This window comes from Nitrospirota bacterium (assembly GCA_035516965.1).
Lineage (GTDB): Bacteria > Nitrospirota > UBA9217 > UBA9217 > UBA9217 > MHEA01.
On the sequence record DATIZR010000107.1, the window covers coordinates 1 to 12894 of the forward strand.

Consider the following 12894-nt stretch of genomic DNA (forward strand, 5'->3'; position numbering starts at 1 on the left):
GCGAGAAAATGCAGGGCCAGAATGGTGATGGTATTTCTTCCGGCATAGACGAAAAAATTCTTTAACAATGATCCTGCCACAACGGCCTTCGCAATATACAGGTTCAGATAGATCCCGCACAAAGAGCAGGCAAGGTAAAAAGCCGGGGAAACGAACTGATGCCCGCCCGTATCGATGGTGCCGAACCGGGAGCTGACCGCAAGGACCATGAAACAGGCGAAGGCGTAAGCCGCGTTGAAATCAAAAGCGCTTTCGTATCGCTTGAAAAGATATCCGAAGTAGAACATCACGGTTACGACCATGGCGATGCTGAGCGGGCGCAGGACGAGGTTCTTTTCGGGATAAAAGAGGAACCCGAGACAGAACAGTCCGGCAATTGCCACTGCCAGCCAGAGTTCCTTGCGGCCAGGTTTGATCCTGTAGATGACATAGCTGACTGCCACGAACAGCATATTCACCAGGAAAAGCACCGGCAGGAACCAGAGCGGCGCCAGGATCTGCTCGATCTTCGCGAAGGACGCGATCTTCAGCAGGTTCAGAAGGTATTCCCGATTGGTGGATAAATAGGAGACCTTGTTGTAGACCGAATCCAGCCTTTCGGTGTAGATATTTACCTTGAATAAGAAATTATGGAGAAGACCGAAGAAAAGACCATAGGTGATGAATGGCACATAGAGAGACTTGATCCTCTTTTTCACGAGGGCAACCGGGTCCGGCGTGTAGCTGTCCTTGAAAAAAAAACCCGAAACGAAGAAAAAAAGCGCCATGTGGTACAAGGATACAAAGTTCGCAAATGGGCCTGAGGCGTGGCCGTACACTACGGCCATGATGCCCAGAGCCTTGGCTATATCGAGATACTCCGACCGTTCTGTCATTGCAGTTTCCTGCTCCACAGATGCTCCTTACCAGAAAACATAGTGACGGTACTTTATAACAAAAGATACGAGGCGAGTCAATACGAGATGCGGGTTGGATGGGTATGCTGGCGCGGACGTGTATCCTGTCTTCAGGCAACGCAAGGGGAAGAATAAGGGGGAACCGGGGCGACAAGCACGTCCTGTTTCAATGATTCCTGCTCATGTTCCGGGATGATCCTTGTCAGGGGCCTCTTCCTCGCTCTTCTTTTCATCTTCCTCGTCCTCGAGCATGCGGTACTTCGGGCCCTCCACATCGTCGTACTGCCCGCTCTTGACCGCCCAGAGGAAGAGCAGCCAGCCGGCGAGGCCGATGCATACCGTGAGAAAGATCAAAAGGTACATGATGCCCATCAGGAGGTCCTCGCGCGAAGGGAATTCGCGACCACGGAAAGCGAGCTGAAAGCCATGGCACCGGCGGCCACGATCGGGTGGAGCATCCCCGCGATCGCGAGGGGAATCACGATCAGATTGTAGAAAAAGGCCCAGAAGATGTTCTGCCGGATCACGGAGAAGGTCTTTCGGGAAAGGGCGAGCGCAGCCGGCACCAGCCTGAGGTCCGGCCGCATGACGACGATGTCCGCGCTCTCGAGCGCGATGTCCGTTGCCCGGCCAAGGGCAACGCCGACCGAGGCCCGGACGAGCGCCGGCGCATCATTGATCCCGTCTCCGGCCATGAGCACATGACTGCCACCCGCTTCCAGACGGCTCACCTCTGATGATTTTTCGAGGGGGGACACATGGGCTTTGACCTCGTCAATGCCGACTGCCCGCGCAACGGCTTCCGCAGTCTTCCGGTTGTCGCCGGTCACCAGGGACACCCCCATTCCCGCCTTCTTCAGCATCCCTATTGCCTCGGCGGCCTCTTTTCTTACCCGGTCCTCGATCACGAACATGCCGGACAGACGGTTGTCGCAGGAGAGAAAGATTGCCGTCGATCCGGCGTTCTGGCAGGTCTCGATGCTCCGAAGCTGTTCAGCGGTCAGGAAGGCATCTATGCCGGAGACGCCTTCGGATTCGAGGAAGGAACTGCTGCCGATAAGAGCGCGCTTTCCGTTGATCGATCCCCTGACCCCCTTGCCGGGGACAGCGCAAAAGTCGCGCACCTCTTCGGGCCCGATGTTCAAAGCCGCGTCCGAGATCGCCCGGCCGAGGGAATGTTCAGAGCGCTGCTCCAGGGAGACCGCGAGCCTGAGCGCTTCGTCATCAGGGATCCCGATGCCCGCACAGTGCGTCACGACCGGTCTTCCTTCCGTGATCGTGCCGGTTTTGTCCAGTACGACATGATCCACGGCCGCAGCTTTCTGGATCACGTCGCCGCCCTTGACCAGGATCCCTTTCGACGCGGCCTGGGACGTGCCGATCAGGATGGCAAGCGGAGTTGCCAGACCCAGCGCGCAGGGGCAGGCGATGACCATGACCGATACGGCGTTCATGACCGCCTGCGGGAGCGGGGCGCCATGCCAGAGCCATCCCAGGAAGGTGAAAAGGGCGATGAGCAGGACAGCGGGAACGAAATAACCGATCACACGGTCGGCAATGGACTGGATGGGAGCGCGGCGGGCCTGTGCGTCTTCGACCGCCTGGATGATCTGCGAGAGGACGGTGTCCCTGCCCGTCTTCGTGACACGGAACACGAAGCTTCCGTACAGATTGATCGTTCCGCCGTATACGGGGTCCCCTGCGGTCTTGGCCGCGGGCCTTGATTCGCCGGTCAGCATGGACTCGTCTGCTTCTGATGAGCCCGAGAGGACAGTACCGTCGAGCGGGATCTTCTCCCCGGGGATCACCTCGATCAGGTCTCCCACCAGCACCGAGGCGATCGGCACCATCCGGCGCTGAGAGCCGCCGGCCGCGTCAGGAGCATCTGCTGCAGCGGACAGTCTCCGCGCCTCCCGCGGGCTGAGCTGCATCAGCCTGGAGATCGTGGCAGATGCCCTTCCCTTGGCTCCGGCCTCGATGTACCTGCCGAGCAGGATGAGGGTGATGATCATGGCCGCCGTGTCGAAATAGACCTCGCCGTTCGTCGTGATGGCGTAGATGCTGTAGCCGTAGGCGGAGAGGGCGCCGGCGGCGATCAGGACGTCCATGTTGAACGTGCGGTTGCGCAAGCCCCGGAACGACGCCTTGATGATCGGCCAGCCCGCGTAGAACAGGACCGGCGTGGTGAGCGCGAAGGAGATCAGATGGAAGATGAACTTGGTCTCCTCATCAATACCCTGGAAATAGCCTGCATAGAGGGCCATGGAAAAGAGCATGAGCTGCATCGAGAAGAAAGCGGCGGTCCCGAACCGGATGAGCAGGTCCCGGGACTGGCGCTTCTGCTCATCCTCCCAGGCCTTCGGGAGAAAGGGCTTCGGGGTATAGCCGATGGACCGGATGCGGCCGAGAACGACGCCGAGGTCGATCTCCGACGGGTTCCAGCGGATCTTCGCCCGGTGGGTCGCGTAGTTCACCACCGCGCGGGTGACGCCTTTTGTCCGGAGGAGTATCTTCTCGTTCAGCCAGACGCAGGAGGCGCACCGGATGCCGTCGATCACCGCATCGATCTCGATCTCGTTCCCGACGGGATGAAGGACCTCCCTGAACGCCGAGACGTCGAGCGGCCTGTCCTCGGCCGGGCCGGGAGACCAGTCCCTCCGCCGCACGTAGAACTCATCGAGCCCTTCGCTGCGGATCAGGCGGTAGATGCCGCTGCATCCATGACAGCAGAACACGCACTCCCTGCCGTTGATGTCTTCATGAACGGCATCGCGGTCGGATACCTCGAGCATGCAGTGGTCACAGACGGGCATAGAGTCGTATCCCCTTATAGAGGAAATAAACCCCCATGGCAATGACGAGCACTCCGCTGGCACGGTACACAGCACCCCGCAAGCGGGCGCCGAGCGATGACAGGACCCAGCCTGCGGCGAGCATGGCGGGGAGTGTGCCCAGTCCGAACAGCAGTGCCGTCATCATCCCGGAAAGGATGTTTCCGCTCCCGGCCGCGGCGATGAAGATCGTATAGGACAGGCCGCAGGGAAGCAGGCCGAGCAAAAGGCCGAGCCCAAGGAACCGGTACGGAGAGGCGGAGGCCTGGAGACCGTGGGCTGCGCGGAGGACCGGGAGGTTGTGTCTCTCGATCCATCGCGAGTTTCCCCAGATGCCGCTGGTGCCGAGCCCCATGATGATCATGAAAACACCCGCGAGCAGGGCAACGCAGTTCTGGACACCGGCAAGCGATCCCGCCACGTTCAGAAAGGAGCCCGAGAGGCCCATGGCTGCACCGATGGCCGCATAGGTTGCAATGCGGCCCGCGTTATAGAAAAGGTGGGGAGCGAGGGTGCGGGAGAATGTTTGCGCGCTTTCCGGCCTGCCCGCGAGGGCATAGGATGCAACCAGCGGTCCGCACATGCCGATGCAGTGTCCAAAGCCGCCGAGAAGACCTGTTGACAGCGCCAGAACGTATGCCGGTTCCATGCTAGGGCACCTCGATGAGGAAGCTCGCTGAACCCTTTTGCTGTCCGCGAACGACGGCAAGGTCCGCCTGCCAGGTCCGGCTGCCGCTCATGCACCTCGGGATCAGCCCTTTGCCTTCATAGCGGCCGTTCGCAATGTGTTTCAGGACCGCGCTGTTCTTTCCCATGTACATGCCCGGCATGGAAAGGTCCAGAGCGACGGTTGCATCAATGACCTCTCTGTTGTCCTGGAGGAGCGTCACCACGAAGGTCAGCTCCGACATGGTCTTGACGGGCCTGGGTTGGATCTCGAATTGCAGGGTCAGGCGGTTGCCCAGGTCCGCAGAGCAGGCCCCGCGCTGGATATCACAGGGAACAGGCTTCGTCCCGTCAGAGGCAGAGACGGCCGTTCCATCAGAAGCGGCCACGACCAGGAGCAGGGAGAACAGGAGAAAAGCCGCTCCGTCGATGGGAACGCGGGCACTCGTCATGGTCCGCTTCTTTCTGCGGCAAGGGACGTTTTAAAATCAGCCTGTTCTTGCCCCGACGTGACATGGATGATCACATCCCAGCGCCCCGGGAGCGGAAGCTCGATCGAGGCGAGATAACTGCCGTCGATCTGCCTCAGGGCCTGATAGGTCCTGTCATAGCGATTCGTTGAAGGCCTGCTGACTGTTATGGAAAGGATGGTGTCGGACATTGGTGAGCAGTTCCTGCCGGCAATATTCACGATCAGGTCGTTCCTGCCGAGCGGGTACGAAGTTCTGCTTAAGGTCGCGGACCAGCCGAGCTTCGCTTTCCGCTCCTGGATCCTGTCCCAGTCGATACCTGTCTCGTAGGGTCTATCAACGACAAGGCCCTCGAAGTTTCTCGTGCCGATAAATATCGTAGCGGCCGTCGCCGCGACAACAAGGATGCCGATCACGATGATCAGGGTGCGCATCGTATTGCTCCTTTCGGAACAAACAAATCAAATTCTTTACAAAAGGGCAAGAAAATATCTCGCAGAGGCGCAGAGATCGCAGAGAAAATCAAAAAATAGTTCGCCATGAAAGACTTTCGGGCTTTGGTTTAAACTCTGCGTCCTCCGCGTGCTCCGCGAGAGACGCCTTTAACTTCCGGTTTTGAGCCGGCTTGTCCGGGTTAGGGTTTTGCGGCATCAGGAAGGTCACGCTCCTCGTCATGCTCCTGTTGTCACGGGAAGAGGTGGCCGTGATCGCAAGCACCACGTTCTGGACGCTTTCAGGGACGCCTTTAACCCTGGCGACAATTGGCACCCGGAGCACGTCAGAGCTCTTCTTCAGGCTCACCATCGACGGGGTGATGGCTGCCGATATTCCGGGGGCGGTGACACTCAACGCCAGGAACTGGTCCCTTCCCGCGAGGTTCCTGAAGGACAGCTCGTAGACGTTGGTGACGCTGCCATCGGCCTGTTTCTGCTGGCCCGCGGCAAAGTTCAGACGGACGTTCATATCAAAGGGCATTCTGGACACTGCAAGCGATACCAGAAAGACAAGCGAAACGAGGCTGATGACCCCGGTGATCAGCAGATTTATCCTGAGCCCCGTCCGGCGCAACCCGGGAACGCCGAACATGTAAGAGATCAGCGATCTCCGGCCCCGGATCGCCATCCGACCAATACAGGCGTCCACGCATTCGGCGCAGTGGATGCATTCGATCTGGGAGCCCTCCCGGATGTCGATCCCGACCGGGCAGTCCCTGACGCAGGCCTTGCACTCCCTGCACTCGTCGGAGCGGTTGGGATCGAACGCGACGATGAGCGTCCGGTCGTCGAACAGGACACTCTGGAGCTTTGCGTAGGGACAGACGGTCGCGCAAAACGTACGCCTGAGCAGGGTCAGGTCGAGAAAGAGGAGCACAGTCAGGGCGATCCAGGATCCGGTGATGATATGCGACGCAGTACCGCCAATCGTCAGCATCCCGGGAAGGTCGTAGGGCGATACGAAGTAAAAGATAAGGCTGGCCGCAACGACTCCGCTCACCGCGAGCGCGAGGGCCGCTGCTGCCGTACGCGCTCCGGGGCCGCGTTTGCCGGCCGCCGTATCCGTCACGTCAACCAGCACGGTCTGAGGGCAGAGCCATCCGCACCATATGCGGCCGAACAGGGTGGTCGTGAAAAGAATGAAGAAGGTCAGGAAGATCAGCGCGATCAGGACGATGAAGAAGTCCGCCATGCCGATCTCGGCTCCGAAAAACAGGAGCCGGAGCGTAGGGATATCGAAGCGGAAAGCGCTCTGTTCATGAACGCGAACGAAGGGGATGCCGATGAGGGCCAGGAGCAGAATAGCGCCTGTGATCCGTCTTAGCCTGTGGTATTTCCGGGTCATGATCGTCCGGCGCCATCCTCATCATCTTCATCGTCGTCGAGCATTTTATATTTTGCCTCTTCCACCTTGTTCTTCCGTTTACCTGAATAGTAGTGGACGATGATGACCACGAACAGAACAACGAGGACGATGCCAAAAATAACGTATGCCCAGGCTTGCTTTTCCACGGAGTAATTCTCCCTTGCGTCAGCGTGAATCGAATCTGCGCATCACGATGCTTTTTTCTTCCGGCTTCCCGTGAATAAAAGCACAAGAATGCCGATCACGGCTAGCGTCGTAAACCCGATCGTTGCAAATATGGAAATGTCCATAGGGGCCTCCCTTTATTGCTTCGCGCTGTCAAATTCCACCGCAGAGATCTCAGTGAACTGTTAGGCTTCGCCACCCCTCTGCGTGCACTTCATGTTCCTTAGCTCTTCATCCCGGGCTTTTTTAAAATTACTTGAGAACAGGGAGATTGTTTCTGCTCCTTTTTCTCCGTACGCTCTGTGGTTTCATTTTTTCGCGTTCATTTTAATGTAACGTACGGCACAACTTTGTTTCGTGGCAGAGAAAAAAGAAGAATGGAGCCGGGGCGCTTGCGCTGTTGCAGGTTGTCAGAGATGCCGCTCCCGGCTCCACGGGGGAAACTACTTCACGGATTCCGTGAATGCCCGTTCCTGGGACCAGCCGCCCAGGGATGGCGTATACGCGATCGCGTAATAGATGCCGAAGAGTATCAATCCCCAGAAAAGAATCTGCCAGCCCAGGGGAAGTGTATGTGACGTATTCTTTGCTTCGAACCTGCTTAGATCATCGAAATCGTCAGCCATGGCGTCTCCTTATTTTTTTTGCTGCAGGGACCGGATATAGGCAACGAGGGACCAGGTCTTGTTCTTATCCAGCGTGCTTGAAAATGGCGGCATGCCTGCCTGGGTGCCGTTCTGGATAACGTTGAAATAGTCGCCGTCGGACCCGTCGCCCGGGCCGGAGAGGAACTTGCGGTCCGCGAGACTGGGTCCGATGCCTCCCTTGCCGTCATCGCCGTGACAGGCCGAACAATTGTCCTTGAACAACTTCGATCCCAGGGCGATGGCGTCGGCTTTGCCGGCAAAGGGGTTCTGCAGATCGGACCGTGCGGGTGCCGGCTCCGGAGCTTTCTTGACGGCAATGCCGATCACCTGCATGTAGGCGATCAGCGCTTCCAGCTCGTTCCTGTCCTTCAGCTGCGCGATCTCGTCGGCGCTATAGGGAAAGTCATTCGCGCGCATGTGAGCCGCGATGTCGTCGGGATCGAGCCCGTTCTTCTTCAGCCAGCCGTAGGCCGGCATATTCGACTGGGCGAAGATGGCCTGGGGGTTCTCGAAGTGGACCTCGTGCCACTTGTCGGGGTATTTCCCGCCGATGCGCGCAAGGTCGGGGCCGGTCCGCTTCGAGCCCCACAGGAAGGGGCGGTCGTAGGCGAACTCGCCGGCCTTGGAGTACTCGCCGTAGCGCATGACCTCGGTCTTGAGAGGCCGCACGGTCTGGGTGTGGCAGTTATTGCAGCCTTCTCGCTGGTAGATGTCCTTGCCCGCGAGTTGGAGAGCCGTATAGGGCTTGAGGTTCGCCAGCTTCGGATGCATCTCCGCGGTCAGCATCGGGATGAACATGGTCACCACGGTCCCGATCAGGATGACGACGGCCGAGACGACGGCGAAGAGTACCGGTTTTTTGTAAATATCACCTGCCATGGTATCACCCCCTATGCCTTTGCGCCGGCTGATGCCGGCTTGACGTCGCTCCGCTCGAGGCTGCCGCTTCGCATCGTCATGAAGATGTTATAGATGAAGAAGAGCATGCCGACCGTGAAGATCACGCCGCCGGCGGTCCGCATCTGCCAGAAGGGATAGTTCTTCGCAAGGACATCCACGAAGGTATACTGGAGATTGCCCTCGGCGTTCGTGGCCTTCCAGAGAGCGCCCTGCATGATCCCGGTGATCCACATGGTGATCGAGAAGATGAGCTGGCCGATCAGCACCAGCCAGAAATGGACATTCGCGATCTTCTCGCTGTAGATCGTGGTGTTGTAGATCTTCGGGATGATGTAATACATGGAAGCGGCGGCAGTCATCGTGACCCATCCCATGGTGCCCATGTGCACGTGACCCGGCACCCAGTCCGTGTAATGGATCAGCTGGCTCACGACGCGAAGGCCCTGGGTCGGACCCTGGACCGTCTGGAGTCCGTAGAAGGTGATGCCCAGGATGAAGAACTTGGTGAGATAGTTGGACTGCATCTTGGACCAGTCCGCTCCAACCGTGTAGTATCCGTTGATCACCGAACCCCAGGAAGGCGCGATCAGGAATATGGTGAATGCGATGCCGAGGGTCTGGATCCAGTCGGGGAGCGGCGTATAGACCAGGTGATGAGCGCCGGTCCAGAGATAGGCGAACACGAGCGACCAGAAGGCGATGATCGAAAGCCGGTGGCTGAAGATGGGCAGGCCCGTGGACTTCGGAAGGAAGTAATAGAACATGGCCAGAATCGGCGTGGTGAAGATGAACCCGACGGCGTTGTGCCCGTACCACCATTCCACGTTGGCGCTGTTGACGCCCGCGAAGAGATGATAGGATTTGTTCCATCCCGCCGGGATCGACAGGTTGTTCACGATGTACAGGACCGCCACGGCGACGACCGTGGCGATGATGAACCAGAGGGAAATGTACATCTGCTCCTCTTTTCGCGTGATGATCGTGCCGAAGACGTTCACGGCGAAGATGACCCAGAGGATCACGACCCCGATGTCGAGGGGCCATTCGAGCTCGGCGTATTCCAGGGACTGGTTCATGCCGAGGAACAGGCTCAGGGCGGCGAGCGCGATCGCCGCATTGAACAGGTACAGGTGGAACCGGGCGAGCTTCGGGAAGAGGAGCGGCCTCTTGCAGAGCCGCATCAGGATATAGTAGCTGATGCCGAAGATGGCGCCGATACCGAGGCCGAAGGCGAGGCCGTTGGTATGGACGACCCGCAGCCGGCCGAAGGTGAAGTAAGGGGCGATGTTCCACGACGGCATCCACATCTGGACGGAAATCCAGAGACCGATTACGATGCCCACGACCCCCCAAAAGATCGAGGATACGATAAAGCCTTTCACAGTTTGATTATCATATTGATAATCATTCATACGATTGCCTCCTTGTCCGGGACATCCGCGTGCCCTTGATGCGTGCCACATGACTCATTTGCCGATCAGTTTGGCGATCGAGGTCCTGTTGAGCCTCTTTTCAACCTCCTTTCGGATATTGACCCATACGGGATGGACGGCACAGGTGGAACTCAGGCTGCATCGCCTGCTGTCGATCGCGCAGACATTGATCCCCGCCGGACCCTGCATGGCCTCCAGGATGTCCAGAAGGGTGATTTCAGATGGTTTTGCAGCAAGCTGAAAGCCGCCGTTCACGCCGCGCATGGAGATCAGCAGATGGTGCCTGACCAGTCTCTGGAGGAGCTTGGCGAGAAAGGATTTCGGGATGTGCATGGCATGGGCGATCTCGGTCACGCTCACCCTGCGGTCCTTGTTCCTCGCGAGGTACAGAACGGTACGGACGGCGTAGTCGGTTTCCCGGGTCACGAGCATGAGTTATTTCATCGCATCATGGATCTTGCCGACAAGTTTTGCCGACGGCTTCAGGGTCTTGTCGCCTTCCTTCTTCCACTGGGCGGGGCAAGCCTCAGCGGGGGACGCGGCGAGATGAATATTCGCATTTACCTTACGGAGCGTCTCTTCGATGTTCCTTCCCAGGTTGTAGAAGTTGACCTCGGAGTTGAGCAGAGTACCGTCGGGGTTGATGATAAAGGTTCCCCGGAGCGTGAGGCCGCTTGCTTCATCGTAAACGCCGAACATCCTGCCCAGTTTGCCGGTCGGGTCGGAGCCCATGGGATATTTGACCTTTTCGAGCATCTTTTCATCGCGCTGCCAGGCGAGGTGGACGAACTTGGTGTCCGCGCTGACCGTGATGACCTCGGCGCCCGCTTTCTTAAAATTATCATACTGCTCCGCCAGAGCAGCAAATTCCGTGGCTCAGACAAAGGTGAAATCGGCGGGGTAGAAGAAGAGGACGGTCCATTTCTTTGCGGCCTTCTGGGCTGAGAGGGTTATTTCACTGAAGTCGCCTTTGACCGGATCGAAGGTTTCAAGCTTAAAATCAGGGACGGCCTGTCCTATGCGAAGCGTGCAACACTGGTCTGACATGGTGATACCTCCTTGCACAAGTATTAAATAGGGTATTTAAGACCCTAATTTATCATAAATCCCCTGGTTGTCAAGATGGTTTCGTGAGAAGAGATGGTGTAGGACGGCACTCCCTGTTCCGTGCCTTGAACAAAAAAATGCATTCCGGCCGCAGGGAGCGCTGCCTATTTATGCACCTATGCGGTTAGATCCAACGGAAAAATTATAGCACAGGTTCACATGGCTTTGCGGGTTTGATCGGATGAACGGAACTTGAGCATTTGAGACGGAGAGCGGCGGTAAAAGGTTTGTCTGGCGCGGTGAAGGACAGACAATAGTATTACGTTCGGGGCGAGCTTTCCGGCACGAGGTGACCGCAGTTCTCCTTCGGAAGAGCGCAGCCCTTGCCGAAGCCGAGATGGAACAAGCCGTTACCCTGGCCCAGTTCCCGGTTGCAGGCTTCCACGCAGGCCCCGCAGTTCACGCAGGAAATTTCCTGTTTGTGCTTCCGGGGTGTGACGTTCATGAAACAGGCCTTGTCGCAGCCCTTGCAGTCCGTGCATGCCGAGATGCGGGCAAGGTCCATGTTCAGCCGGAGCGAGACGGGGCTGATCCAGCCAAACAGCATCTGCATGAGCCCCGCGGCGCAGACGAACCTGCAGAGCACATGGCGCACCAGGACCGAGGTGATGAGCATGTAGATCGCGACGCCGATAATGCCGGCCTTCACGCCGAACGTGAAGTGCCAGGTCGCGATCTGGTGGAAGATCGTCCTTGGATCGACGAGATAGCCGGTGAGCGATACGCCGCCGACCAGGGGGAGCACGATGGCGGTCAACAGAGCGAACGCGGCGTATCTTGCCCTGTTCTGTTCCGGAACGTCAGGATCGTTGGGGTTCTTCGTATAGAGACTGCGCCTGCCCAGGATACGAAGCGTCAGGTAATCGGATAACTCGAACAGGGCGCCTTCCGGGCAAAGCCAGCCGCAGAAGAACCGGCCGGTCAGATACCCGAGCAGCGGGAACAGGGCAAGGAAGAGGAGCCAGGGCAGGATCGCCTTGAGGAAGAACTGGAGGGCGACCTGCAGGGCGCCGATGGCGCTCGGGTCCGCATAAAAGCCCTGCTTAAGGCCGAGGCTCCAGACGTGGCCGAACACGATCAATTCCCTGAGGTCCGTGTCATAGCGGAAAATATTGAGCACCGGTATCAGGAAGATGAACAGGATGAAGGAGACCTGGGTTATTCTTCGGTAGATGGTCAGGTTCATGGTTCCTGTATACCACGATCGTCACGAAAGAGCTATGACCTGTATCATACGGCTGCGGGCGGTTGTTGCCGTTCACTATCCATACACGGTAAAGTAATGACAGGCGCGGGACTTTCGAGTACTATTACCAAATGGGCTCATTGGTATTCTTTCCCCGGATCGTCAAAGCCGTATTTCGGAACAGGCCGAACCGATTCATCGTTGGATGCACTGTCAGGAACCGGGAGGTCCGCGCCTATCTGCCCAATCCCGGGAGGCTCTGGGAATTGTTCTATCCCGGAACAATCCTTTATCTTGAAAAGCGCAGAAAAGAGCGTCAACGCATCACGGACTACACCGTTGCGGCCGTGGAACGGGACAACAGGCCCATCATGCTGCATACACATGTGAACAATCTCGTTGCCCGTCAATTGATCGAAGAGGGCAGGATCCCCGGCCTGGAGGGGTCAGCAGTGGTCAAGCCTGAAGTTACCATAGGCCGCAGCAGGTTCGATTTTCTGCTTGGTCAAGCGGGGAGGAACGTCGTCGTCGAGGTCAAATCCTGCACCCTGGTGGGGAACAGGATCGCCATGTTTCCCGATGCGATTACCGTCCGCGGCACGAAGCATCTGCTCGAACTGGAGAGTATCGCGAAAAAGGGGAACAAGGCGGCGGTTCTCTTTCTTATTCATTGGCCGAAGGCTGAGTATTTCATGCCTGAATGGCATACTGACCTCGAGTTGTCACGGACGCT

Annotated in this window: 15 protein-coding genes; 1 reads left to right on the forward strand and 14 read right to left on the reverse strand. The window is 57.9% G+C overall.

The window, feature by feature from the left end; translation table 11 throughout:
* The 14 genes from VL197_15500 to VL197_15565 form a co-directional block, all read right to left on the reverse strand.
* Positions 1-875, reverse strand: an 875-nt coding sequence (locus VL197_15500; GenBank protein HUJ19389.1) for an acyltransferase family protein, incomplete at its 3' end; no start/stop codon positions are given.
* A 201-nt stretch (positions 876-1076) separates the two neighbouring features.
* Positions 1077-1259 carry a cbb3-type cytochrome oxidase assembly protein CcoS gene (gene ccoS, locus VL197_15505; protein ID HUJ19390.1) on the reverse strand — a complete coding sequence of 61 codons (183 nt, stop codon included), beginning with the start codon at positions 1257-1259 and terminating at the stop codon, positions 1077-1079.
* An 8-nt stretch (positions 1260-1267) separates the two neighbouring features.
* On the reverse strand, positions 1268-3709 hold the full coding sequence (locus VL197_15510; protein HUJ19391.1) for a heavy metal translocating P-type ATPase: 2442 nt from the start codon (positions 3707-3709) through the stop codon (positions 1268-1270).
* On the reverse strand, positions 3696-4376 hold the full coding sequence (locus tag VL197_15515; protein ID HUJ19392.1) for a sulfite exporter TauE/SafE family protein: 681 nt from the start codon (positions 4374-4376) through the stop codon (positions 3696-3698). Before VL197_15515 ends, VL197_15510 begins: the two co-directional genes overlap by 14 nt.
* A 1-nt stretch (position 4377) precedes the next feature.
* The gene (locus VL197_15520; GenBank protein HUJ19393.1) at positions 4378-4845 is read right to left on the reverse strand and encodes a hypothetical protein; all 468 of its coding nucleotides are present in this window, start codon (positions 4843-4845) and stop codon (positions 4378-4380) included.
* The gene (locus VL197_15525; protein HUJ19394.1) at positions 4842-5297 is read right to left on the reverse strand and encodes a FixH family protein; all 456 of its coding nucleotides are present in this window, start codon (positions 5295-5297) and stop codon (positions 4842-4844) included. Before VL197_15525 ends, VL197_15520 begins: the two co-directional genes overlap by 4 nt.
* Positions 5298-5385: 88 nt before the next feature.
* Positions 5386-6702: a 4Fe-4S dicluster domain-containing protein gene (locus tag VL197_15530; protein HUJ19395.1), complete on the reverse strand. Its 1317-nt coding sequence runs from the start codon at positions 6700-6702 to the stop codon at positions 5386-5388.
* The gene (locus VL197_15535; protein ID HUJ19396.1) at positions 6699-6869 is read right to left on the reverse strand and encodes a CcoQ/FixQ family Cbb3-type cytochrome c oxidase assembly chaperone; all 171 of its coding nucleotides are present in this window, start codon (positions 6867-6869) and stop codon (positions 6699-6701) included. The genes VL197_15530 and VL197_15535 overlap by 4 nt, the downstream gene beginning before the upstream one ends.
* 462 nt (positions 6870-7331) lie before the next feature.
* A complete protein-coding gene (locus tag VL197_15540) occupies positions 7332-7514 on the reverse strand; it encodes a cbb3-type cytochrome c oxidase N-terminal domain-containing protein (protein HUJ19397.1) in 183 nt (60 codons plus the stop codon).
* Between the two features lie 9 nt (positions 7515-7523).
* Complete coding sequence (locus VL197_15545) at positions 7524-8414, reverse strand: cbb3-type cytochrome c oxidase subunit II (GenBank protein ID HUJ19398.1); 891 nt, start codon at positions 8412-8414, stop codon at positions 7524-7526.
* Positions 8415-8425: 11 nt separating this feature from the next.
* Positions 8426-9847 (reverse strand): cbb3-type cytochrome c oxidase subunit I, encoded by a 1422-nt coding sequence (locus VL197_15550; protein ID HUJ19399.1) that lies wholly within the window; start codon positions 9845-9847, stop codon positions 8426-8428.
* Between the two features lie 54 nt (positions 9848-9901).
* Positions 9902-10300 (reverse strand): Rrf2 family transcriptional regulator, encoded by a 399-nt coding sequence (locus tag VL197_15555; GenBank protein HUJ19400.1) that lies wholly within the window; start codon positions 10298-10300, stop codon positions 9902-9904.
* Between the two features lie 3 nt (positions 10301-10303).
* Positions 10304-10915, reverse strand: a complete 612-nt coding sequence (locus VL197_15560; protein ID HUJ19401.1) for a peroxiredoxin — start codon at positions 10913-10915, stop codon at positions 10304-10306.
* Between the two features lie 319 nt (positions 10916-11234).
* Positions 11235-12161: a 4Fe-4S binding protein gene (locus VL197_15565; GenBank protein HUJ19402.1), complete on the reverse strand. Its 927-nt coding sequence runs from the start codon at positions 12159-12161 to the stop codon at positions 11235-11237.
* A gap of 131 nt (positions 12162-12292) precedes the next feature.
* Between VL197_15565 and sfsA the strand changes: the two genes are divergently transcribed.
* Positions 12293-12894: DNA/RNA nuclease SfsA (gene sfsA / locus VL197_15570; protein ID HUJ19403.1), on the forward strand; the 602-nt coding region annotated here is incomplete at its 3' end.